This is a genomic window from Flavobacterium sp. HJSW_4, assembly GCF_042436695.1.
Lineage (GTDB): Bacteria > Bacteroidota > Bacteroidia > Flavobacteriales > Flavobacteriaceae > Flavobacterium.
The window spans coordinates 188,460-211,119 of sequence record NZ_JBHNPP010000003.1 but is presented as its reverse complement, the minus strand read 5'-3'; the positions used below and the strand labels follow the sequence as shown (position 1 = coordinate 211,119).

Annotated in this window: 21 protein-coding genes; 10 read left to right on the top strand and 11 right to left on the bottom strand. The window is 32.4% G+C overall.

Annotated features, from left to right (window positions below; translation table 11 throughout):
* Nucleotides 1–11: 11 nt before the first annotated feature.
* The 6 genes from ACE01P_RS04230 to ACE01P_RS04205 all read right to left on the bottom strand — a co-directional run bounded on the left by ACE01P_RS04230 (nucleotide 12) and on the right by ACE01P_RS04205 (nucleotide 4,493).
* On the bottom strand, nucleotides 12–863 hold the full coding sequence (locus ACE01P_RS04230) for a substrate-binding domain-containing protein (protein WP_379694568.1): 852 nt from the start codon (nucleotides 861–863) through the stop codon (nucleotides 12–14).
* 243 nt (nucleotides 864–1,106) lie between these two features.
* Nucleotides 1,107–1,583, bottom strand: coding sequence for a DUF4265 domain-containing protein (locus ACE01P_RS04225; protein ID WP_379694565.1), 477 nt, complete (start codon nucleotides 1,581–1,583; stop codon nucleotides 1,107–1,109).
* Nucleotides 1,583–1,975, bottom strand: a complete 393-nt coding sequence (locus ACE01P_RS04220; RefSeq protein ID WP_379694562.1) for a VOC family protein — start codon at nucleotides 1,973–1,975, stop codon at nucleotides 1,583–1,585. The genes ACE01P_RS04225 and ACE01P_RS04220 overlap by 1 nt, the downstream gene beginning before the upstream one ends.
* Nucleotides 1,976–2,047: 72 nt before the next feature.
* Nucleotides 2,048–2,917, bottom strand: coding sequence for a nucleoside phosphorylase (locus tag ACE01P_RS04215; RefSeq protein WP_379694560.1), 870 nt, complete (start codon nucleotides 2,915–2,917; stop codon nucleotides 2,048–2,050).
* A gap of 179 nt (nucleotides 2,918–3,096) precedes the next feature.
* The gene (locus tag ACE01P_RS04210; protein ID WP_379694558.1) at nucleotides 3,097–3,429 is read right to left on the bottom strand and encodes a translation initiation factor; all 333 of its coding nucleotides are present in this window, start codon (nucleotides 3,427–3,429) and stop codon (nucleotides 3,097–3,099) included.
* Between the two features lie 113 nt (nucleotides 3,430–3,542).
* Nucleotides 3,543–4,493 (bottom strand): isopenicillin N synthase family dioxygenase, encoded by a 951-nt coding sequence (locus ACE01P_RS04205; protein ID WP_379694555.1) that lies wholly within the window; start codon nucleotides 4,491–4,493, stop codon nucleotides 3,543–3,545.
* 190 nt (nucleotides 4,494–4,683) lie between these two features.
* Here ACE01P_RS04205 and ACE01P_RS04200 point away from each other — a divergent pair, with 190 nt between their 5' ends.
* Nucleotides 4,684–6,660 (top strand): thiamine pyrophosphate-dependent enzyme, encoded by a 1,977-nt coding sequence (locus tag ACE01P_RS04200; protein WP_379694552.1) that lies wholly within the window; start codon nucleotides 4,684–4,686, stop codon nucleotides 6,658–6,660.
* 103 nt (nucleotides 6,661–6,763) lie between these two features.
* On the opposite strand, the gene ACE01P_RS04195 is transcribed toward ACE01P_RS04200, so the two are convergent.
* A complete protein-coding gene (locus ACE01P_RS04195) occupies nucleotides 6,764–7,165 on the bottom strand; it encodes a glyoxalase (RefSeq protein WP_379694549.1) in 402 nt (133 codons plus the stop codon).
* Nucleotides 7,166–7,245: 80 nt separating this feature from the next.
* Between ACE01P_RS04195 and ACE01P_RS04190 the strand changes: the two genes are divergently transcribed.
* Complete coding sequence (locus tag ACE01P_RS04190; RefSeq protein ID WP_379694546.1) at nucleotides 7,246–7,665, top strand: hypothetical protein; 420 nt, start codon at nucleotides 7,246–7,248, stop codon at nucleotides 7,663–7,665.
* A gap of 188 nt (nucleotides 7,666–7,853) precedes the next feature.
* On the opposite strand, the gene ACE01P_RS04185 is transcribed toward ACE01P_RS04190, so the two are convergent.
* Both ACE01P_RS04185 and ACE01P_RS04180 read right to left on the bottom strand, forming a co-directional pair.
* Nucleotides 7,854–9,101, bottom strand: coding sequence for a mechanosensitive ion channel family protein (locus ACE01P_RS04185; protein ID WP_379694543.1), 1,248 nt, complete (start codon nucleotides 9,099–9,101; stop codon nucleotides 7,854–7,856).
* The gene (locus ACE01P_RS04180) at nucleotides 9,094–9,378 is read right to left on the bottom strand and encodes a DUF3817 domain-containing protein (RefSeq protein WP_379694540.1); all 285 of its coding nucleotides are present in this window, start codon (nucleotides 9,376–9,378) and stop codon (nucleotides 9,094–9,096) included. The genes ACE01P_RS04185 and ACE01P_RS04180 overlap by 8 nt, the downstream gene beginning before the upstream one ends.
* Before the next feature lie 140 nt (nucleotides 9,379–9,518).
* Here ACE01P_RS04180 and ACE01P_RS04175 point away from each other — a divergent pair, with 140 nt between their 5' ends.
* From ACE01P_RS04175 to ACE01P_RS04160, 4 genes are all read left to right on the top strand, one after another.
* Nucleotides 9,519–10,052, top strand: a complete 534-nt coding sequence (locus ACE01P_RS04175; RefSeq protein WP_379694537.1) for a DUF6155 family protein — start codon at nucleotides 9,519–9,521, stop codon at nucleotides 10,050–10,052.
* Between the two features lie 109 nt (nucleotides 10,053–10,161).
* A complete protein-coding gene (locus ACE01P_RS04170) occupies nucleotides 10,162–11,700 on the top strand; it encodes a DEAD/DEAH box helicase (RefSeq protein ID WP_379694534.1) in 1,539 nt (512 codons plus the stop codon).
* A 204-nt stretch (nucleotides 11,701–11,904) separates the two neighbouring features.
* Nucleotides 11,905–13,242, top strand: coding sequence for a DEAD/DEAH box helicase (locus tag ACE01P_RS04165; protein ID WP_379694531.1), 1,338 nt, complete (start codon nucleotides 11,905–11,907; stop codon nucleotides 13,240–13,242).
* Between the two features lie 77 nt (nucleotides 13,243–13,319).
* The gene (locus ACE01P_RS04160; RefSeq protein ID WP_379694529.1) at nucleotides 13,320–14,585 is read left to right on the top strand and encodes an NAD(P)/FAD-dependent oxidoreductase; all 1,266 of its coding nucleotides are present in this window, start codon (nucleotides 13,320–13,322) and stop codon (nucleotides 14,583–14,585) included.
* Between the two features lie 102 nt (nucleotides 14,586–14,687).
* On the opposite strand, the gene ACE01P_RS04155 is transcribed toward ACE01P_RS04160, so the two are convergent.
* A complete protein-coding gene (locus ACE01P_RS04155; protein ID WP_379694527.1) occupies nucleotides 14,688–15,917 on the bottom strand; it encodes a multidrug effflux MFS transporter in 1,230 nt (409 codons plus the stop codon).
* Nucleotides 15,918–16,064: 147 nt separating this feature from the next.
* Between ACE01P_RS04155 and ACE01P_RS04150 the strand changes: the two genes are divergently transcribed.
* The 4 genes from ACE01P_RS04150 to ACE01P_RS04135 all read left to right on the top strand — a co-directional run bounded on the left by ACE01P_RS04150 (nucleotide 16,065) and on the right by ACE01P_RS04135 (nucleotide 20,213).
* The gene (locus ACE01P_RS04150) at nucleotides 16,065–16,481 is read left to right on the top strand and encodes a hypothetical protein (RefSeq protein ID WP_379694525.1); all 417 of its coding nucleotides are present in this window, start codon (nucleotides 16,065–16,067) and stop codon (nucleotides 16,479–16,481) included.
* Nucleotides 16,482–16,570: 89 nt separating this feature from the next.
* On the top strand, nucleotides 16,571–16,954 hold the full coding sequence (locus ACE01P_RS04145; RefSeq protein WP_379694522.1) for a hypothetical protein: 384 nt from the start codon (nucleotides 16,571–16,573) through the stop codon (nucleotides 16,952–16,954).
* A gap of 742 nt (nucleotides 16,955–17,696) precedes the next feature.
* Nucleotides 17,697–19,613 carry a DUF294 nucleotidyltransferase-like domain-containing protein gene (locus tag ACE01P_RS04140; RefSeq protein WP_379694520.1) on the top strand — a complete coding sequence of 639 codons (1,917 nt, stop codon included), beginning with the start codon at nucleotides 17,697–17,699 and terminating at the stop codon, nucleotides 19,611–19,613.
* Between the two features lie 3 nt (nucleotides 19,614–19,616).
* Nucleotides 19,617–20,213: a PolC-type DNA polymerase III gene (locus ACE01P_RS04135; protein ID WP_379694518.1), complete on the top strand. Its 597-nt coding sequence runs from the start codon at nucleotides 19,617–19,619 to the stop codon at nucleotides 20,211–20,213.
* Nucleotides 20,214–20,405: 192 nt separating this feature from the next.
* Here ACE01P_RS04135 and acs read toward each other — a convergent pair whose 3' ends face one another.
* On the bottom strand, nucleotides 20,406–22,316 hold the full coding sequence (acs, locus tag ACE01P_RS04130; RefSeq protein ID WP_379694515.1) for an acetate--CoA ligase: 1,911 nt from the start codon (nucleotides 22,314–22,316) through the stop codon (nucleotides 20,406–20,408).
* Between the last annotated feature and the right edge of the window lie 344 nt (nucleotides 22,317–22,660).

Sequence of the window (22,660 nt, the reverse complement as noted above, 5' to 3'; positions counted from 1 at the left end):
AAAAAGCAGTATTACAATGCTTTTACTGTTTCTACAAAAATACTTTTTTTATCAATAATTCCCAGATCAAATAATTGATTTTGAATTTTATTAAAAGATTTTTCTGTCAAATTTTTCTGTGACCACTGGGTCAGTTTCAACCATTCTTTAATATCTTCTGCTTTTTGATTAAAAAGTTTAGATAATTTCTTGTCAATTTCTGGAATCTCTTTAAAATCAACTGTTGTTTTGTTTATTATTTTAAGAATCGTTTCCACCGTTTTAGCATTCTTTTTCAAGAATTCATCACGACCAACAATAATAAATGAAGGCCAAGGAGTAGGGCAGTCGTCAATTCTTCTAAAAACGCCTTTATCTACAAGAGGTTTAGTCATAAAACGTTCCCACATAAAATAATCGGCTTTTTTATTCGTCAAAGCATCAACAGCACCATCTATGGTATTTACAATTTCAAATTCAAGATCATCCATTTCCCAGCCTTGCTCATTTGCATTTACATAAGCCATTAATTGTGATCCCGAACCTAATCTCGAAATAGCAGCTTTTTTGTTTTTAAGATCTTTCAACGTCTGAAAATCAGATTTTGCATCTACGTGAATTCCCCAGATTAAAGGCGACTGAACATAAATCTGAACGATTTTACTCGGATTGCCCGCCGAGATATCTTTTAGAATTCCTTCAGTTAAAATTACCGCTAAATCTGTTTCTCCGTCGCGAAGCATTTGGCACATTTTCCCCGTTCCTTCGGGTACATTTGTCCATTGTAAGTCGATGTTCTCTTCTTCAAATTCGCCGTTTTCGATGCATAGATGCCACGGCAAATTGAAGTGTTCCGGAACACCCGCAATTTTGACAGTTTTCATTTATTTTAAGTTTAAGTTAAGTTGCTTGGTATGCGTATGCGTAATCCTATGGTTAAATTGGGTTAGTTTTATTTGTTAAAGTTATTTTCAACACATAGAAACATAGTTTTTGTAGATCTTGAAAAAGGCGTTTCACTAATTTCAGTTCATCCCGAAGCTTCAGGACTATGTGTTATAGCTTGCTTTTCTGTAATCTCAAACAGATTTAATAAAATCTATGTTTCTATGTGTTTAAATTAAATTTTAATTTTTCAATAAATCAGCCCTGTGTTTTTCTGAAAGACAAGGCTCTGCAAATTCGATAATATCTTGTGATTCGTATTCCGTCAAAAGGCTTCGAACCAAAGAATAATCTACATCTTTAGCTATTTCTGCAGCAAAAAAAGTTTCATTTAATCCTTCAGACAAGCAATTAAGTGCTTTTAATTTCTCGCGAATGATTTCTTTGTCAAAATCCTTTTCTAAAACAGCAACCTGAATAATCGAGTTTCCAGAATTCTGAATTGTTTTTCTATGCATAAAACGTTCTTCTGTTTCGTCATATTCAGCATAAAAAATGTCATCTGTAGCAATTAAAGGCCCAAAAAAAGGAATATTATCCAATTTAAAAAGTCCTTTCTCTAAATCTATAATTTCTGCCCACATGGTTTCAGATACTACTTCGTCTAGATAATCACTATAGTATTTAAATAATATTTTTTTATGTGTTTCCTGTTCCATTATTCAATTTCGCTAATTACAGCTTTTAAAGGTGATATTACGATTCTGTAGCCATCTGGATCCTGAATCATTTTTCCATTTTCATTCCAAAATGGATTCAGTAATGGTATGACTGCAATATTCTGTTGCGTTAATTTATTTACTAATTTATCATAATCTGCAATAGTTTTAGGGTATAAAACCATTACGTCATCTTCATCAAAAGTATGTTTGGCCGCGACTTCAGATTGAGTAAACTCTAAATGCCAGTCTAAGCCCGGTTTTCCGATAAAGACGCCATCATAACTATTATGATTTTCAAATCCTCCCAATCGTTCAAACCCGAGTACATCTACATAAAAATTTTCTATTTTTTCTAAATCATTTGTATGTCGTGCAACTCGTAAAAACATAATTTTTATGATTTTATTTGATTAATATGATGTTCCAAATGCTCTACATAATCGGTCATTAAAAACTTTAAATTAGTTTCCTGCTAATTTATTTAAAGTATACGCAATCAATTCATCTACTGCTTTGTACGGATCTTCACTAAAAGTTCCGCTAGCACGATTTGCAATAATAGCGTTAAGCGATAATGCGTTGTGGCCTAACAAAGCAGAAAGCCCATAAATTGCTGCTGTTTCCATTTCTAAATTAGTGATTTTAGTCTCATTAAAACTAAAATTATCCATTTTATTATTCAATTCTTCATCTTGAATATTTAAACGCAAAACCCTTCCTTGAGGTCCATAAAATCCACCAGCTGTTGCTGTAATACCTTTGAAAATTTTATCTGATTCGATCAATTTTTCTAATGCCTCAGAACATTGCGTTACATAAGGTTTTCCTTTTTTTGGATCCCAATTGGTGTGTTTTACAAATGCATCTTCGATTTCAGTAATTGAAACATCATCAATTAAATACGAACGAAGCATATTGTCTAAACCTAACCCAAATTTTGACATTACAAAACTATCAACAGGAATATCTTCTTGCAATGAGCCTGAAGTTCCAATTCTAATGATATTTAGAGAAGTCAGTTTTTCTTTTGGCTGACGCGTTTCTAAATCAATATTGACTAAAGCGTCTAATTCGTTTATTACAATATCAATATTATCAGGCCCAATTCCTGTAGAAACCACAGAAATTCTTTTTCCTTTATAAATTCCCGTTTGGGTTTTAAATTCTCTTTTTTGAGTAGAATATTCGATTGAATCGAAAAATTGAGTAATTTTTTCTACTCTGTTTTGGTCACCAACAAAAATAATGTCGTGTGCTATATGTTCTGGACGAAGGTTTAAGTGGTAAACGCTTCCGTCTGGATTTAATATCAATTCTGAAGATTGTATCATTTTTCTAAGGTTCAAAGAGGCAAAGACGCTAAGGTTCTGAGGTTTAATAAATACTGCTTAAAACTATATAAGCTTGTAAACTTTTATTTTGAAAAACTCCTATTTTAATTTCTAGCGAACTTTGCGGTTATTTTTTTATTTTTTTTAATCTAAAATCAGAAATCAGAAATCTAAAATTTCTAACCTCCAACTCGTTTGGTTTTGAATCCTTTTTCTTTTAGGATTGCCATAATTTTATCTCGGTAATCTCCTTGAATTATAATTGAATCATCTTTAAAAGTACCGCCGACGCTTAATTTGGTTTTGATTTCTTTGGCTAAAATTTTAAAATCTTCATCAGAGCCTTCGTAACCTTCAATTATAGTAGTTGGTTTTCCTTTTCTTTTTTCAAATTTACAAATCATAGGTTCTTTCTGAACGTAAAGAACGTGTTCTTGTTCTTCAACTTGCTCAGGTTCATTCGATTCTTCGTGATCTGGAAATAGATTTTTTAATTGATCTTTTAAGTCCATGTTTTTTTTTTATTCTAAAAATAAATTCGAAGCATAAAGATATTTAAAAATTAAATTCCAAACCCCAAGAAAAACTCGGAATTTGGAATTTTAATTTTAGAATTTATCTAAGTTTATTTTTTAATCAAACCTAATTCTACTAAACGTTCGTATAAAAACTCACCTGCAGTAATATCTTCATATTTCTTAGGGTTTTCTGCATCAATACAATTTTCAAGGCAATCCAAACGCATATCGCTCACTGGGTGCATGAAAAATGGAATTGAATAACGTGAAGTTCCCCACAATTCTCTTGGTGGATTTACCACTTGGTGAATCGTAGATTTTAATTTGTTGTTAGTGTGTCTAGACAACATATCACCAACATTTATTACTAATTCATCATCCTGAGCAATAGCATCAATCCATTCGCCATCATGATTTTGAACTTGTAATCCTTTACCTTGAGCTCCCATCAACAAAGTGATTAAGTTGATATCACCGTGAGCCGCCGCACGAATTGCGTTTTCTGGCTCAGAAGTAATTGGAGGGTAGTGGATTGGTCTTAAAATTGAGTTTCCTTCTTTTGCATATTCATCAAAATAAAACTCATCTAAACCTAAATGTAAAGCCAAAGCTCTTAAAACATAAACACCTGTTTTTTCTAGTTTTTGATACGCTTCTTTACCAACAACATTAAAACGTGGTAATTCGGTAACTTCAACATTGTCTGGGTATTCAGAAGCCCATCTTGAATCTTTGTCAACGTATTGACCAAAGTGCCAAAATTCTTTTAAATCTCCTTCTTTGCGGCCTTTAGCATGTTCTTTTCCAAAAGAAACATACCCTCTTTGTCCGCCAATTCCAGGAATTTCATAATTATGCTTAGTTTCTATTGGCAAGGCGAAAAAGTTTCTAATTTCACCATAAAGTTCGTCTACCAACTGATCATCAAGGAAATGACCTTTTAAGGCAACGAAGCCAATGTTTTCAAATGCACTGCCGATTTCATTTACAAATTTTTGTTTACGTTTCGGGTCGTCCGAAAGGAAATCACGTAAGTCTACACTAGGAATGTTTTGCATACTTTACATTTTTTATTTTAAAGAAGAAAGGTGTCATAAGCACCTTCCGCTAACAAAGGTAGATAATATTTTTAGAAAATAATCTTAAGCACAAGCATTAAAAGCAAATTTCTGATTAAATTTTATTTGAAAATCCAATAAAACTAACGCAAATTGTTATATTTGAAACACTAAAAAAAGAAAAAATTACATGATTTTTTACCGACAAAACCTTACTGACACCGAGTTATTAGATTTATATAAAAAGATATTAAAGCCAAGATTGATCGAGGAAAAGATGCTCATCTTAATTCGACAAGGAAAAGTTTCTAAATGGTTTTCTGGAATAGGACAAGAAGCCATTGCGGTTGGTGTTACTGCAGTTTTAGACCAATCTGAATACGTACTTCCAATGCACCGAAATCTTGGTGTTTTTACAACAAGAGAAATTCCGCTTCATCGTTTGTTCTCGCAATGGCAAGGAAAAGCTAATGGTTTTACAAAAGGTCGTGACAGAAGTTTTCACTTCGGAACTCAAGAATACAATATTATAGGAATGATTTCGCATTTAGGTCCGCAGTTAGGAATTGCTGATGGAATTGCACTTGCGAATAGACTTCAAGACAATAAAAAAATTACAGCTGTTTTTACAGGAGAAGGCGCAACGAGTGAAGGTGATTTTCATGAAGCTTTGAATATTGCCGCAGTTTGGAAACTTCCTGTAATGTTTATCATTGAAAATAATGGTTACGGACTTTCGACGCCAACCAACGAACAATATGCTTGCGAAAACCTTGCTGATAAAGGAATTGGCTACGGAATTGAAAGCTGGATTATTGACGGAAATAATATTGTTGAAGTTTACAATAAATTATCTCAGCTTAAAAAAGAAATGCAGGAAGATCCTCGTCCGATTTTATTGGAATTTAAGACTTTCAGAATGCGTGGGCATGAAGAGGCGAGTGGCACAAAATACGTTCCTCAGGATTTAATGGATCAATGGGAATTGAGAGATCCTGTTACAAATTACAGAAAATATTTGACTGAAAATGGAATTCTAACTGCTGAACAAGACGAACAATTTCACGCTGAAATCAAAAAGGAAATTGACGAGAATTGGGCAATGGCAAATGCAGAACCTGAAATTGAACCAACTTATAGTGGAGAATTAGATGATGTTTACAAACCATTTCAATATGAGGAATATACTCATAATTCTGATTTTAAAAATGTTCGATTTATAGATGCCATCCGTAACGGTTTAGAGCAATCTATGTGGCGTCATAAAAACTTAGTTATAATGGGACAAGATATCGCTGAATATGGTGGTGCCTTTAAAATTACAGACGGTTTTGTTGATGCTTTTGGAAAAGACAGAATACGAAATACGCCAATTTGCGAAAGCGCCGTGGTTTCAACTGGAATGGGATTGTCAATTAATGGATATAAAGCAATTGTAGAAATGCAATTTGCTGATTTTGTTTCAACTGGTTTTAACCCAATTGTGAACTTATTAGCAAAATCTCATTACCGCTGGGGTGAAAATGCGGATGTTGTCGTTCGTATGCCTTGCGGCGGAGGAACTCAAGCAGGACCTTTTCATTCACAGACAAATGAAGCTTGGTTTACTAAAACTCCAGGTTTAAAAGTCGTTTATCCAGCATTTCCTTATGATGCAAAAGGACTTTTAAATACTTCAATTAATGATCCAAATCCTGTTTTATTCTTCGAACATAAATTATTATACAGAAGTATTTATCAAGATGTTCCGACAGATTATTACACTATTCCTTTAGGTAAAGCAGCATTGGTTAAAGAAGGAAAATCGGTAACGATTATTTCTTTTGGAGCACCAGTTCATTGGGCTTTAGACACTTTGGCAAAACATCCAGAAATCGATGCTGATTTAATTGATTTAAGAACTTTACAGCCTTTAGACACAAAAACAATTTTTGAATCGGTTAAGAAAACAGGAAAAGCAATAATTTACCAAGAAGACACTATGTTTGGTGGAATTGCAAGTGATATTTCAGCTTTAATTATGGAAAATTGCTTCGAATATCTTGACGCTCCAGTAAAACGTGTGGCAAGTTTAGATTCGCCAATTCCGTTTACAAAAGCATTGGAAGATCAGTTTTTGCCGAGAGATAGATTTGAGGAAACTTTATTAGAGTTACTAAGATACTAAGATCCTGAGACCCTAAGTTTTGAAAACTTAATAAACATAAAAAAGGATGAGTAAAACTCATCCTTTTTCTTTATTATATTCTCTGAGGAAAAACTCAGAATCTTTATTTAGTCTCTACTTCAAACAATTGCACTTGACTTTTCAATCTTTCGATCAATAAATTCATCATTCGTTTGTTTAAATCAGAAGAATTCTGAATGTATGTATTGTATTCTTCTACTGTAAAAAGCGCCATAACTATTCCTTTTAATGAATTTCGAAATTTTATGTCTTTTTGAATGGAATTTTCGATTGTCTGCAGTTTTTTCTCAACTGAATAAGAATGGAAATCAGGTTTGTTTTTGTTTACATAATTAATAAAAACAGCAATAAATAAATCGTTTTGAAGTTTTAAAATCGGCCTGATTGTTTGGTTTTGAAACAACTCATCTGCTGAAGATTGAGCACTTACGGTTCCTAAAGTTTCGCCTCTGAATTCTTTTAAAAAAGTGTCTCTATCTTCCATGTTTTTTCTTTTTAGTTTTATTTAAAGTTAACGAAATAATCCCACAGTAAAACCTATTTTTGTTTTTATAAAAATAAATTATGCGATTATTTCTGTTTATATGTTTATTACTAGCTTCTTGCAATTCTAAAGAAGATAAAGAAAAATACAATCATCAATTATATCGTGCTGTAAACAATAAAGACACAGCAATTTTGGATATTCATATCAATGATAAACGTTTTTACGGACGTTACGAAATTAGTCATTACGGAACTGGAAAAGATTCTGGCGATGTGCGTGGCGATTTGCGAGGTGACACGCTTCGTGGAGATTATCACTACATTTCTTTTGGAGGAGCTTGGAAAAGAGTTCCTTTAGCACTTTTAAAGAAAGATCAAAAATTATTTTTAGGAACAGGAGTTATTGGAACTTATTTCAATCTTCCATGCTATGTTCCAGAAGTTCCAATCGATTATAAAGAATCTGGATTTATTTTCGAACGAATAGAGAAGGAGTAAGTTTTTTGTTTCAGGTTTAAAGTTTCAAGTTGCTGAAATAGATTGTGTGTATTTTACCGCAATCCCGATAGCTATCGGGAGCAAGGTTTTTTTGACAAACTAAACGTAGTAAAAACGCAAAGTTCGCAAAGCTTTGTCTAAAAAAACTTTGCAAACTTTGCGTATTCTTTGTGTCTTTGCGGTTAAACCTATCCTATCGTTGACGGCAATTCAAAAATTTCAAGATCAAAATATCTTACCGAAGCCATTACGTGATCAAAGATATCGGACATAATATATTCGTAATTAGCCCAGCGTTTATCACTAGAAAAAACATAAATTTCCAACGGAACTCCATGCGCAGTTGATTGTAATTGTCTACACATGATATGCATATTTTTGTTCAATCCAGGATGATCGTTCAAATATTGCATAATGTATTTTCTAAACAATCCTAAATTGGTCATATTTCGGCCATTTAGCGAAAGCGTTTTATCCACTCCTCTAAGGTCGTTATATCGGTCAATTTCCGCTTGACGGCTATCAATATAAGAAGTTATCAGTTGTACTTTTCTTAATTGAAGTAAATCTTCATCATTTAAAAAACGAATTGTACTGCTTTTTATCAAAACGTGTCTTTTGATACGTCTTCCTTCGGATTTTTGCATTCCGCGCCAGTTCTGAAACGAGTCTGAACTTAAAGCGTATGTTGGAATTGTGGTAATGGTATTATCGAAATTTCGAACTTTTACAGTCGTCAAATTGATTTCGATAACGTCTCCATCAGCACCAAATTTATCCATTGTAATCCAATCTCCAATACGAACCATGTCGTTTATGGCAACTTGAACACTCGAAACAAACCCAAGAATTGTATCTCTGAAAATCAAGATAATAATAGCTGAAAGTGTTCCTAAAATGGCTAGCAATTCGCCTTGTTTAATTCCAAACAAAGTCGAAATAATCATGGCAACTCCAAAAATCCAAAGCACAATCATGATAACCTGAACGAAGCTGTCAATTGGTTTGTCGCTGTATTCGGGCTTTTGTTTTAAATAATCGCGTAACGAATTAAAAATGGTTCTTACGATCCATAATCCTAACAATACAATATAAATCCCTACAATTTTTCCGAACATGGATTCCCAATATTCGTATTTATCTAAAATAACAGGAACTGCTTTGTAGATAAAGAAAAACGGAATTAAATAAGCTGTATATCTAGTGGTTTTGTTTTGAATTAAATAATCGTCAAATTTGGTTTTTGTTCGCTGAGCAAAAACGGCAGTCAAAGTGACTAAAATAAATTTGGCAACATAATATATAACGTATGCCAGCGCTATTAAAATAGCAATATTAAAGATTAGGCTGGTGTAAGACGCAAAATTGCGACTCATTCCCCAATCTCGAAAAATAGGATATAAAAAATTGAATATTTTCTCCAAGAGCTTATGCATTTTCCAAATACTTTTTCTCTACGTAAAAAGTTCCAAACGGAATAAGCGAAGCAACCAGAATAATTCCGAAAGTTTTTAAATCCCAATTCATTGATTTTTTCAATAAAAATGCTAAAATGATATATCCGATAAATAAAACACCATGTGTCATTCCTAACGGACGTAATAATGTATGATAAAGTTCAGGATTATTATTTTTGATAATCAACATATTAGCAAACAATACTAAATAAGAGATTCCCTCTAAAATGGCAGTAACTTTGAAAATCTTAAGCATGAATATATTTTTTAGGTTTTAAGCCAGCAAAATTAAGGATTCTGGATTGATTTTAGAATTTAAAAATTCAAAATTAAACAAGTTAAATGCAGTAAAAATTGGTATTTGGAATTTAAAAATTTCGAAATTATCTTTACTCTATGAGCAAAAGAGATTTAAAAAAATATTTAGGCGAGCTAACCAAAGAGCAATTAGAAGAACAATTGATCGAATTGTATGAAAAATTTGCTCCTGTAAAGGTGTATTATGACTTTGTTTTCAACCCAAAAGAAGACAAATTGCTTCAGGATGCAAAGGTCAAAATTTCACACGAATATTTCCCAATTAAAAAACCCGGAGCAAAATGGCGCCCAAAAGCCAAAATGCGAAGATCGGTTGCTCAAAAGCTGATTAAGCATTTTACTATGCTTGGAGTAGATTCATACATTGTTGCCGATATTATGCTTTACAATATCGAAATTGCGCAAACGTTTTCTTCTCAAAATTTCATCAAACAGGAATTATTTTACAAAAGCATGTTAAATTCTTTTGAGCAAGCAGTAAATTTTATTGTCTCAAACGGCATTTTTAACGATTTTAAATTGCGAATTAACGCGATTCAAGACGAAACTTCGGAGCAAAAATGGAAAAATAAGTACGAATTTGAGGCAATTTTAGAGAAAATCGACTACTAAAACCCCTTCTCATAAAAAATCTTTATTTAAAAAAAATATTTATTTTAGGTTAAAAAAAGATGAATAACTGTTTTTTCGGTGTATTTTTGCAAAAATCCAAAAATAAACAATGTCTCAAAACACTTTAGAAATACAAAGAGAAGAGAAGAAAGAACTTTATGCATACCAAAAAGGCGATATTGACGCTATTTTTGACCGTTTAGACAATGCTCCTCCAAAACACCACTTACTGTATCAGCTTCCAACAGGAGGAGGAAAAACAGTAATATTTTCTGAAATCGTTCGCCGCTATTTATCTCATAATGATAAAAAAGTGGTTGTTTTAACGCACCGTATCGAACTTTGTAAACAAACTTCAAAAATGTTAACTGGTTTTGGTGTAACAAACAAAATAATCAATAGTAAAGTAAAAGAATTGCCAGATCAGAATGATTTTTCTTGTTTCGTGGCGATGGTTGAAACTTTAAAAAACCGTATTAATGATGAAAAACTTCATCTGGATAATATCGGTTTGGTTATTATTGATGAGGCGCATTACAATTCATTTAGAAAGTTATTAAACTCATTCAAAAATGCTTTTATTCTTGGAGTAACGGCAACACCTTTGAGTTCAAACATAAAATTACCAATGCACCAAAGTTACAACGAACTTATCGTTGGTGACACAATTGGCTCATTGATTGAAAAAGGTTTCTTGGCAAAAGCAACTACATATAGTTATGATGTTGGTTTGACTTCATTAAAAGTGGGTATCAATGGAGATTATACAGTAAAATCTTCAGATGATTTATATACAAATACTTTGATGCAGGAAAAACTGCTTCATGCGTATACAGAACGTTCTTTAGGAAAGAAAACGTTGATTTTCAACAACGGTATTCATACTTCATTATATGTGTATGAAACGTTTAGAGAAGCTGGTTATGACATTAGACACTTAGATAACACAAGTAGCTCTGAAGAGCGTAAAGACATTCTACAATGGTTTAAAAAGACTCCAGATGCAATTTTGACTTCTGTCGGAATCTTGACAACTGGTTTTGACGAACCAACTGTAGAAACAATTATTTTGAACAGAGCAACAAAATCGTTGACTTTATATTTCCAGATGATTGGTCGTGGTTCTCGTAAATTACCTGGAAAAGATGAATTTACAGTTATTGATTTAGGTAATAATGCCGCACGTTTTGGTTTATGGAGCGATCCTGTAAACTGGCAGCATATCTTTAAATCTCCTGAGTTTTACTTAGAAAACTTACGTGATGACCACGAAATTGAATTGTTCTTTAAATACAGCATGCCACCAGAATTGCGTGCAAAATTCAGCAAAACTGCCGATGTTAGTTTTGATGTTGATGAAGAACATAAATTAATCATTAAGCAAAATCTTCGATCTAAAGTTGTTTTAGACAAATCTTTAGAACAACATGCTGGAATGTGTGTAGACAATACAGAAACACTTCAAGAAGCTAAAATGCTTGCTAAAGAATTAGAAGATGATATTGAAGACCGTATTAAACGTTATTCTAAATGCTTAAGCCAATGCAGTAAAAACTACCGCGAATGGCTGGTTGATGATTACAAACAGAGATTAACTTTATTAATCGGTAAAAAGTATCGTGAGAAAATCATGAACGAACCAGATTGATAAAATTTTATGTTGTTTCAGGTTTCATGTTTCAAGTTATTGGGATCTAAAACATTATTTATAATACAAAAGGAGAAATCGCATTTCAAAAGAAATGTAATTTCTCCTTTCAACTTATTAAGTTTCTATGTAACTTGAAACATGAAACGTGACCCGAGGCAGAATGCCGAACGGGCTAAGCAAACAAAAAAATCTAAAATACACATGTCTAAACCATTCTCAACATTAGGACTTTCTGCTCCAATTTTAAAGGCTTTAAGCGAATTAAATATTGTTGAACCAACAGAAATTCAGCAAAAAACGATTCCATTATTTTTGAGCGAAACTCATGATATTGTTGGTTTAGCTAAAACGGGAACAGGAAAAACAGCCGCTTTCGGGTTGCCTTTATTGCAATTAGTAAACTCAGAATCTACTGAAGTTCAAGCAGTAATTTTGGTTCCTACGAGAGAATTAGGTCAGCAGATTTTTAGAAATTTGGAAAGTTTCTCAAAATATATTCCGAATATATCTATTGCATCAATTTGCGGAGGAACTCCAATAAAACCTCAAATCGAGAGATTAAAAGAAGGCGCTCAAATTGTTGTAGCAACTCCAGGACGTTTAATTGATTTAATTCAGCGTAAAGCAATTGATATCACAAAAGCTGAATATTTGGTTTTAGACGAAGCTGACGAAATGGTTTCGATTCTTAAAGAAAGTTTGGATGAAATTATTGCTGAATTACCTAAAAAGCATAGAACTTTATTATTTTCAGCAACACTTCCTGGAGCAATTAAACAATTGATTCAGAATTATTTGAACAAAAATGTAGTTCAAATAAGTGCTAGCATGGAAACTGTTGGAAACGAAGGAATTGACCACGAATATATTGTAGTTGATCCGATTGAAAAATTAGAAGTTTTGATGCATTTCTTGAATTCTAGAGATGGCGAAAGAGGAATTATTTTCTGTAAAACTAAAGCCGCAGTAAATAAATTGGCCAAAAATCTGGCTATCAATAAATTTTCTTCTGGAGCGCTTCATGGAAGTTTAACGCAAGGAATTCGCGATAGAATTATGGAGCAATTTCGCGAAGGCCATATCAATATTTTAGTTGCAACAGATTTGGCAGCAAGAGGAATTGACGTAAAAGAAATTTCGTATGTAATTAACTATCACCTTCCTGACACTTACGAAAATTACGTTCACAGAAGCGGAAGAACCGCGAGAGCAGGAGCAAAAGGACTTTCATTAACTGTTTTACAACAAGAAGAAGTTTTTGAAATTGCTGATTTTGAAAGAGAATTAGGAATCAAATTTTCTGAGTTCAAAAAGCCATCAGCAGCAAGTCTTGAAGAAAATAATATGCTTTTGTGGGCAAAACAAATCTTCAAAACAAAACCAAATCATGAACTTTCTCAAGATCAAAAAACGAGGGTAAAAACTATTTTTCATCATTTAACAAAAGATGAACTAATCGAGAAATTAATGGCAAATTATATTTTGCAAAACAAAATCGATATAGTTGAAAAACCTGTTAAAAAATTCAAAAACAAATAAGCATGACAATTGTCATTGCATATTAAAGTTGTATATTTATAAGGAATTATTTTATAATCCTACTTAATACAACTTATATGAAAATAGTCATTATTGGAGGTGGATTTGCAGGTCTTAATTTAGCAAAAGAGCTTGTAAATCAGCCTCAAATACAAGTAACACTTGTAGACAAGAATAATTATAACTTTTTCCCTCCACTTATATATCAAGTTGCCACTGCGTTTTTAGAGCCATCTAGCATTAGTTATCCCTTTAGAAAATTCTTTGCTGGCAAAAAAAACTTACAATTTCGTTTAGGCGAGTTATTATCTGTTTCTCCAGCCGAAAAGAAAATCACTTTAAGCAACGGAGAATTGGATTACGATCATCTAGTTTTTGCGACTGGAGCTGAAACTAGTTATTTCGGCATGGAAAACGTAATGAAAAATGCGATCCCGATGAAAACCTTAAATGATGCCATCGTAATGCGTAATACATTGCTTAAAAACCTTGAAAAAGCAGCCATTTGTAAAGACATGCGTAAAAGACGTAAATTACTTACAATTGTTGTAGCAGGAGGGGGGCCGACAGGAGTAGAGGTTTCTGGAATGTTTGCTGAAATGCGAAAAAGCATTCTTTTAAAAGAATATCCTGAATTAGACACATCTGCAAGTAATGTATATTTAGTTGACGGAGGCGATGCTTTGTTGGCTCCAATGAGTAAAGATTCTCAAAAAGATACACTTGAAGCCCTAACCAAATTAGGGGTTGTTGTTAAATTAAATACCAAAGTTGTTGATTACGTTGATGACACAGTAGTATTTGAAAACGGAGAAACGATACAAACTAAAAACTTAATTTGGGCTGCCGGAGTTTCTGCTAAAATCTTTGAAGGAATTCCAACAGAGAGTTATGGCCGAGGAAGACGTATGGCAACAGATGCTTACAATAAGGTAAACGCTGTTGACAACATTTATGCTATTGGAGATACTGCTATAGCATCTGGTGACGCAAAATTCCCGAATGGACATCCGCAAGTTGCGCAGGTTGCAATCCAACAGGGATTGAATCTAGCTAAAAACTTTAAAGCAATGGTAGAGAACAAACCTCTTAAACCTTTTGCTTATAATGATAAAGGTTCGATGGCAATCATAGGAAGAGCCAAAGCCGTTGTTGATTTGCCAAGTCCGAAATGGCACTTTAAAGGCTTCTTTGCATGGATTATCTGGCTGTTTATTCACTTAATTTCATTAATCACATATAGAAATAGATTAAATACATTCTGGAACTGGATGGTAGCTTATTTTGCTAAAGATCAATCTCTTAGAATGATTATTAGACCTGACAAAAAGAATCAGAACTAGGGTTTCAGATTCCAATTTTTTAAAATTCCAATAAAAAAGCCAAAATCATTTGATTTTGGCTTTTCCTATTTCTTAATCCATTGGGATTTGAAATTTAAATACTTAGTGGCCAATTATAACATCGTCACTATCTGATAATTCTACTTTATTTTTGATAAATTTCTTTCCGATATTTAAAACTATAAAGGCAATAATTGTAGTAACGGTCATAATGAAAACCATTGGCGCAACAGAATCTTTTACAAAAATTCCAACTGCAAAGGATGCTAAAGATCCAAGACCTAATTGTATAGCGCCCATTAAGGCGGAAGCGCTTCCTGCATTTTTAGCAAATGGTGCCATTGTAAGTCCCGCTGTATTTGGATTTGAAATTCCTAAACAACCTAAAAAGATGAAAAGAATTGCAATGGTTTCGTACAATCCTAAAAGATTATTCAGAGAAAGTACAAGAAAAACAATACTAACAATAGATTGCAAAATTAATGCTGCAAAAATCATCTGTTCGCTCGAAAATCTCTTCAATAAAACAGAATTTAACTGACTTGAGCCAATAAAACTTACAGACATAAAAGCAAAAATCCAACCATACGTTTTCGCATCAACATGGTAAATATCCATAAAAACAATAGGCGAGGCCGCTACATAAGTAAATAATCCCGAAAACGCGATTGCTCCAGTAAATGCATAAGTATAAAATTGCGGTTCTTTAAGAACTTTTAAAAAGTTCGAAATAATAGGTTTTGGTTTTAATGATATTGAAGTATCTGGTTTGTAACTATTTGGAAGACCAATTTGAGAAGCCAATAAAATAGCAATTCCCATACACATTAAAATAAAAAATACAGTATGCCAGCCATAATCTTCTGTAACATAACCTCCAATTGTAGGCGCCAGCATCGGCGAAAGCCCAAGTACAAGCATTAAAAGCGAAAATACTTTAGGAATATCTTTTACAGGAAACAAATCACGAACCATCGCTACAGATGCAACTGTTGCGGCACAGCTACCGACAGCTTGAATAAAACGTAAGAGAATAAACTGATCAATATCAGTGACATAAACACATCCTAGAGAAGCTAGAATGTAAACCATCAACCCAATAAATAAAGGTTTTTTACGTCCGAAACGATCTAATAAAGGTCCGTAAAGCAATTGTCCTGCTGAAATTCCGATAAAATAGCTGGATAAACTCATCGAAACTTTAGCGACGCTAGTATTTAAATCTTTTGCAATTCCCGAGAAACCAGGTAAGTACATATCAATAGAAAAAGGACCAAGAGCGGTCAAAGATCCTAAAATCAGGATCAGCTGAACATATTTTTTTGTTGTCATTATCTTAAAAAACGGCTTATAATTTTTTGCAAAGGTAAAGATTTCATATCTTGTTGTATAACTTGAAGAAGTTTATAACAATAAATTAAAGTAATTGCCAACATTATTTAGCGTAACTATTTATTAATCTTTAAATTAGAAAAAATTATGAAAAAGTACCTTTTATTATTAGCAGTTTTATGCTCATCGATTTCGTTTGCACAAACCATTACATCTAAACAAGAAGAAGCCAGTGTTGCACAATACGAACTTCTCAAAAAAATTAACCAGTATTATCCAGATATTACATTAAGTAAGTCTGTCACCAATTTTTATGCCGATGGAAACATCATTGACTCGCAGCAAGATTTTGATTTAAGAGGCACAAAATTTTCAAGCTACAAACTAGGAATTGAGCCGGGAAATAAAAAACTAAAATTTGATTACGTATCTACCGAAGCTGGTCACGTATACGGCGACGTTACGATTTTTAACGGAAATGCTTTAAGAACGACTTTTAATGAAAAAACAAATCAAGTTGACGTGTCATTAAACGGAAAATCAGTTTATTTGAAGAAATTATAAATTTTAAGAAAACTTTAGAAAAAGCATCGCAAATATGTGATGCTTTTTTGATTTATATTTGATTTATATTTTTAATAAAACAAACTACAATGAAAAAATTTCTTTTCCTGGCATTTATAATTTCCTTACAATCATTTGCACAGCAAAATAAATTCTCAGGAACTTGGGGAAATCAAAAATGTAAAGACTGCAAAAAAGAATATATTTTTATGATTACGATTGCTCAATCTAATTACAAGATTTTTGGAACCGCTGAAGTCACAAGCGAACACAAAGAATTGAATTCTGGAATTCTAGAAGTTTCTGGACATGTGTATCCGCATGGCGATAAAGCTCAAATAAAATTTAAAGATAAAAACGGAGTTACATCTAGCGCAGTTTTATTTGTAGAAGATGCTGTAATACAGTTTACCAAAAATGGCGGAGGTGATATCGTACCAAAAGACATGATTTTGAATAAATTATACGAATAAGCTCCCTCTCGGAGTTATTTCTATTTGAACTATAATTTATATTATGTAAAATAGAATATTTTAGAATCCCACCTACAGATCTTATATAAAGCTTTTAGTTTAGAATATATCAATGTTACAAAACCTGACTTCTATACTTTCGCATTGTATTACATTTTCTTTAAATAATTTTAAAAGCGTAAATCTCTGCCTCGCATAATTGCGCTGTATGATTTTAATTAGAAAAAATTCTAGAATATCTAAAATTTGGAATTGATCATAAATGCGCTGTATGATTTTTATTTTGGAAAATTTTCAAATATTAAAAAATCAGATCATCTCATAATTCATTGCTCGTTCATTAGAAAGCATTTTTTCTTCAAATTTGAATCGCCCATAAATGCGCTGTATGAATTTTGTTTTAAAAAATTTTCAAATATTGAAAATTTGACCAACTTGGTATTTGGTTAGTTTATTTTAAATGATCCATAAATGCGCTGTACAGATTTCAATTTATTTATTTTCTAAATATTAAAAATTTAGCTGGTGTGATTATTGGTCAGTATATTTTGCGATAAATAAAAAATTATTTTTTCTAATTTAGAATATTCAAATTTTGAAAACATAAAAAGTTTTGCAAGTCTTATTGTCATTATCTTTTAACATTATTTTAAAATAGTTAGTTTCTATGAAGATACTTTCATTGTAAGAGTTTATTTTACTATTTTTACATTCGATACTTTAAAAATAAATTATCACATATATGAATACAGTTGCTGAACATATTGCAGATTTTTTAAAAGAATACAAACCGTTTGATAATTTAACTTTCCAGGAATTATCAGATATTGCTACGAATATTCGTGTCATAAATTTAGAAAAGCATGCGGTATTATTTCAAAATAACGATCCGCTTCATGAAAACTTTTATGTTGTAGCTTCTGGTGTCATTAATCTTACGACTATCGCAGATGCTGAGGAAACGATTATAAATAAGTGTCATGAAGGCGATATTTTTGGTTTACGCCCATTTTTTGCAAAAAATAACTACATGATGACGGCTAAAGCTCGTGAGGAAAGTATCGTATATGCTATTCCGATCGCTGTTTTTAGACCTTTTGTTGCAAATAATTCTGATGTATTAAACTTTTTGCTTGAGAGTTTTGCTGTAAATTCACGTCATACCAAAGACAGTATGAACTCTAACGGCAAATTAGTTTCAGATACTGATTATTTGGATCAGCAGACCGAAATGCAATATATTCAGTCACTTAACTATAATAATTCGCCTTTAACAACACAGGCGGAATCTATAATTAAGGATGTTGCAATCTTAATGACAGATTCGATGTTAGATAATATCATAATCTGTGGCGAGAAAAATCACCCAATTGGTATTGTTACTAATGCCGATTTATCGTCAAAAATTGCAACAGGACGCTATCCTATTACTGAAACTATAGATAAGATTATGTCTTCGCCAGTTGTAACAGTTTTAGAAAATGTGTCTTTGGCAGAAGCGCAATTATTGATGTTGAAGCACAATGTAACGCACTTATGCGTTACTAAAGATGGCACAAGTAAATCTGTAGTTAAGGGAATTATTTCTGAACACGATCTTATTGTGGCACAAGCTAGTAACCCTGGTGTATTAATTAAAGAGATTAAGCGATCTCAGCTTCCTAAAGATTTAAAACAAATACGTGATCGTCTGTCAGATTTGATTCAGAATTCGATTCAAAAAAATATTCCAATATCGCATGTTAGCAATATTGCAAGTGAAATTAACTTAGCGATCATTAAGAGAGCAGTCGAATTATCAATTTTAGATTTAGGCTCCCCTCCTGCACGTTTCGCATGGTTAAGTATTGGTAGTCAAGGGCGTAAAGAGCAATTATTACTTACAGATCAAGATAGCATTTTAATCTTTGAAGATGTAACTCCTGAGAAATACAGAGAAGTAAAAGATTATTTCTTAAGATTAGCAAAACGTACGACTTCTATATTAGAAAAAGTAGGCTACGATTATTGTCCAAACGGACATATGGGAAGCAATATGCTTTGGTGTAAGTCATTGAGCGACTGGACAAAACAATACAACAGCTGGATGAATACTCCTGGTGAAAACAGTAATGATTTGAGCAGTATTTTCTTTGATTATGAAATTGTTTTTGGAGAAGCAAAAATTGAAGAAGCGATTGAAAATGTTATCTTTAAGAATGCGGTTAACAACACTTTATTCTTTGACTTTTTAGGAAATGATGCTTTGAAGAGAAATTCTCCTTTAAGCTTTTTCAAGAAATTCATTGTTGAAGAAGACGGTCCGCACAAAGAAAAATTTGATATTAAAACAAGAGCTTTAATGCCTTTAATTGATGGAGCACGTTTATTAATATTAAATGCCAACATTAAAGGAATTCAAAATACTTATCTAAGATTCAAACAATTAGCAATCACAGATTCTAAAAATGCTGAAATTTATTTAAGCTGCGCCGAAGCTTTCTTGACACTTTCTAAATTTAGAACTGTTGAAGGATTAAAAAATGATGACTCTGGCCAATATATTAATTTAAGAGAAATGTCAAAAACTGACAAAGAGAAATTAAAAAATGCGCTGTCCCCAATGAAAGACCTGGAGGAACTGATTAAGAGTAAATTTCAATTGACACAATTCTCATAGAATATGCTAGACTGGCTTAAAAACATTAATAAGGACTATCCAGATTTCTGGAAAGACTATTTAACGAAATTCGAAACCAAACCTAATAAGTTTGTTGTTTTATCAGCTGAAACTTCTGGGCTCAATCCGGATAAGGATGTTATTTTATCTCTTGGAGCCTTTTCAGTTATTGACGACAGCATTGTTATTAAGGAAAATTTCGAAACAGTTTTGTTGCAATACAAATATCTTCAGGATAATGGACTTTCGAATGAATTTATCATTGAAAGTAAAATGATAAAAATGCCTGAACCTGATGCACTTGAAGCTTTTGTGAATTTTATTGGAAATTCTATTTTAGTTGGGCATCACATCAATTTTGATATTGAAATGCTAAATGCTGCTCTGGAACGTTTAGATTGTGGCCGATTAAAAAATGAAGCTCTTGATGTTGATGTAATGTACAGAAAACTTACAGATGTAAACGATAAACAATTTTCGCTTGACGATTTATGCGAAATTTATAAAATTCCAAAAAGCGATAGAAATTCTTCTTCTGAAGATGCATACAAAATCGGACTTTTGTTCTTAAAATTAAAATCTAGATTAGGAATTAAATAGATTTTTTTGTTTCAGGTTTAAAGTTTCAAGTTGTTTGACTTAACCGCAAAGTTCGCAAAGTTTTTTTCATAAAGCTTTGCGAACTTTGCGTTTAAAATAAACTTAGCTAAACAAACACAATCTACTTCAACTTGAAACATAAAAAAAAGCCTCTTAAAAATTAAGAGGCTTTTTTCGTTATTAAATTTTCAATTAAGAAATTCTTTCTTTCATAATTTCTTCAACCACTTCTGGGTTTAACAAAGTTGAAGTATCTCCAAAGTTAGAGAAATCTCCTTCAGCAATTTTACGTAAAATTCTACGCATAATTTTTCCTGAACGTGTTTTTGGCAAACCAGAAACAAATTGGATTTTATCTAATTTAGCGATTGGTCCAATGTGATCTGCAATATATTGGTTGATCTCTTTAGTCAAGTTTTCTTTATTTCTAACTTCACCAGTTTCTTTAAGAATAACAAAACCGTATAATGCATTTCCTTTAATGTCATGTGGGAATCCAACAATAGCAGATTCTGCAACAGCTGGGTGTTCGTTGATAGCATCTTCAATTGGTGCAGTTCCTAAATTGTGTCCAGAAACAATTACAACGTCATCTACTCTACCAGTAATTCTGTAGTAACCAACCTCGTCTCTTAAAGCTCCGTCTCCTGTAAAATATTTTCCAGGGAATGCAGAGAAATAAGTTTCTTTGTAACGGTCATGATTATTCCAGATTGTTCTAGCGATACCAGGCCAAGGGAATTTAATACATAAACTTCCAACTACCTGATTTCCTTCAATTTCATTACGCTTTTCATCCATCAAAACTGGCTGAATTCCTGGTAATGGCAATGTTGCATAAGTTGGTTTTGTTGGTGTTACAAAAGCAATTGGAGAAATCATAATTCCACCAGTTTCTGTCTGCCACCAAGTATCAACAACCGGACATCTTTTATCTCCAACGTGGTCGTTGAACCAGTGCCAAGCTTCCTCGTTGATTGGCTCTCCAACAGATCCAATAACTTTAAGAGATTTTAGAGGATATTTTTGAATATAATCTAAACTTTCTTTTGCTAACGAACGAATTGCAGTTGGCGCAGTATAGAATTGTGTAATTTTATGTTTTTCGATAATATCCCAAAAACGGCTAAAATCTGGATAAGAAGGAACTCCTTCAAAAATCACAGTTGTTCCACCGTTCAACAATGGTCCGTATAATATATACGAGTGACCTGTGATCCATCCAATATCTGCAGTACACCAGAAAATATCATTGTCTTCATAATTGAAAACATTTTTAAAAGTATATGCCGTATAAACCATGTAACCAGCAGTAGTGTGAACCATTCCTTTTGGTTTTCCTGTTGATCCTGAAGTATATAAGATAAACAAAGGATCTTCTGCATCCATAATTTCTGCAACACTGTTATCTAGAGCCGCATCTAATAATGGCTGTAACCAAATATCACGGCCTTCTTTCATTTTTACATCAGTATTAGTTCTTTTTGCAACTAAAACTTTTGTAACAGAAGGACAAGTTTCTAGAGCTTCATCAACAATTCCTTTTAAGTCAATTGTTTTGTTTCCTCTATAACCTCCGTCAGAAGTAATAACCATTTTACACTCGCAATCGTTAATTCTTGCAGTAACTGCAGAAGCAGAAAACCCAGCAAAAACAACAGAGTGAATTGCTCCAATTCTAGCACAAGCCAAAACAGAAACAGCCAATTCTGGAATCATTGGCAAATAAATACAAACTCTGTCTCCTTTACGAACACCTTGCTCGCGAAGAACGTTTGCCATTTTTGAAACTCTTTCGTATAATTCGTTATACGTTATATGTATAGCTTCTTCAGAAGGATCGTTTGGCTCAAAAATAATTGCCGTTTTATCTCCTTTTTTGCTTAAATGTCTATCAATGCAATTTTTGGTAATGTTAACTTTAGCTTCTGTAAACCATTTTACTTCAGCTTCAGCCATATTAAAATCAACAACCTTTTCCCATTGTTGGTACCATGTGAAATTTTCCTCAGCTATTTTTCCCCAAAATTTTCTTGGCTCTCTTATTGACTTATTGTAATGCTTGAAATATTGTTCTAAATTTTCAATTTTGTAATAGCTCATCGTTTGTTGAATTTTTTTATAAATGTATTAAATCTGAACGTATCCGTGAAATAATTTAATCTATAAATTTTATCAAAAAAAAACATTTATTTAATAAAATATGATAATTATTTGCGTTTGTTTTAAGTTTTTGTTTTTTAAAGCAATTTAGAAAGGGCAAAAAAGGCATAATAAATAGATATTATGCCTTTTTTAATTTAACAAATTTCAATAACAATTAATTTTTGCGAACCGCACTGCGAGACTTTTGTCTATTTTGAAAATAGCAGCATCTTTATTAATTAAAACAGAAATTTCAACAAGTATATTTTTATAAAATATACCCCATTTTCGGGACCCGCTTC

What these genes read in the sequence shown, in the direction of transcription:
- ACE01P_RS04230 (WP_379694568.1), bottom strand. Translation starts at nt 863, where the DNA reads ATGAAAACTGTCAAAATTGCGGGTGTTCCGGAACACTTCAATTTGCCG.
- ACE01P_RS04225 (WP_379694565.1), bottom strand. Translation starts at nt 1,583, where the DNA reads ATGGAACAGGAAACACATAAAAAAATATTATTTAAATACTATAGTGAT.
- ACE01P_RS04220 (WP_379694562.1), bottom strand. Translation starts at nt 1,975, where the DNA reads ATGTTTTTACGAGTTGCACGACATACAAATGATTTAGAAAAAATAGAA.
- ACE01P_RS04215 (WP_379694560.1), bottom strand. Translation starts at nt 2,917, where the DNA reads ATGATACAATCTTCAGAATTGATATTAAATCCAGACGGAAGCGTTTAC.
- ACE01P_RS04210 (WP_379694558.1), bottom strand. Translation starts at nt 3,429, where the DNA reads ATGGACTTAAAAGATCAATTAAAAAATCTATTTCCAGATCACGAAGAA.
- ACE01P_RS04205 (WP_379694555.1), bottom strand. Translation starts at nt 4,493, where the DNA reads ATGCAAAACATTCCTAGTGTAGACTTACGTGATTTCCTTTCGGACGAC.
- ACE01P_RS04200 (WP_379694552.1), top strand. Translation starts at nt 4,684, where the DNA reads ATGATTTTTTACCGACAAAACCTTACTGACACCGAGTTATTAGATTTA.
- ACE01P_RS04195 (WP_379694549.1), bottom strand. Translation starts at nt 7,165, where the DNA reads ATGGAAGATAGAGACACTTTTTTAAAAGAATTCAGAGGCGAAACTTTA.
- ACE01P_RS04190 (WP_379694546.1), top strand. Translation starts at nt 7,246, where the DNA reads ATGCGATTATTTCTGTTTATATGTTTATTACTAGCTTCTTGCAATTCT.
- ACE01P_RS04185 (WP_379694543.1), bottom strand. Translation starts at nt 9,101, where the DNA reads ATGCATAAGCTCTTGGAGAAAATATTCAATTTTTTATATCCTATTTTT.
- ACE01P_RS04180 (WP_379694540.1), bottom strand. Translation starts at nt 9,378, where the DNA reads ATGCTTAAGATTTTCAAAGTTACTGCCATTTTAGAGGGAATCTCTTAT.
- ACE01P_RS04175 (WP_379694537.1), top strand. Translation starts at nt 9,519, where the DNA reads ATGAGCAAAAGAGATTTAAAAAAATATTTAGGCGAGCTAACCAAAGAG.
- ACE01P_RS04170 (WP_379694534.1), top strand. Translation starts at nt 10,162, where the DNA reads ATGTCTCAAAACACTTTAGAAATACAAAGAGAAGAGAAGAAAGAACTT.
- ACE01P_RS04165 (WP_379694531.1), top strand. Translation starts at nt 11,905, where the DNA reads ATGTCTAAACCATTCTCAACATTAGGACTTTCTGCTCCAATTTTAAAG.
- ACE01P_RS04160 (WP_379694529.1), top strand. Translation starts at nt 13,320, where the DNA reads ATGAAAATAGTCATTATTGGAGGTGGATTTGCAGGTCTTAATTTAGCA.
- ACE01P_RS04155 (WP_379694527.1), bottom strand. Translation starts at nt 15,917, where the DNA reads ATGACAACAAAAAAATATGTTCAGCTGATCCTGATTTTAGGATCTTTG.
- ACE01P_RS04150 (WP_379694525.1), top strand. Translation starts at nt 16,065, where the DNA reads ATGAAAAAGTACCTTTTATTATTAGCAGTTTTATGCTCATCGATTTCG.
- ACE01P_RS04145 (WP_379694522.1), top strand. Translation starts at nt 16,571, where the DNA reads ATGAAAAAATTTCTTTTCCTGGCATTTATAATTTCCTTACAATCATTT.
- ACE01P_RS04140 (WP_379694520.1), top strand. Translation starts at nt 17,697, where the DNA reads ATGAATACAGTTGCTGAACATATTGCAGATTTTTTAAAAGAATACAAA.
- ACE01P_RS04135 (WP_379694518.1), top strand. Translation starts at nt 19,617, where the DNA reads ATGCTAGACTGGCTTAAAAACATTAATAAGGACTATCCAGATTTCTGG.
- acs (WP_379694515.1), bottom strand. Translation starts at nt 22,316, where the DNA reads ATGAGCTATTACAAAATTGAAAATTTAGAACAATATTTCAAGCATTAC.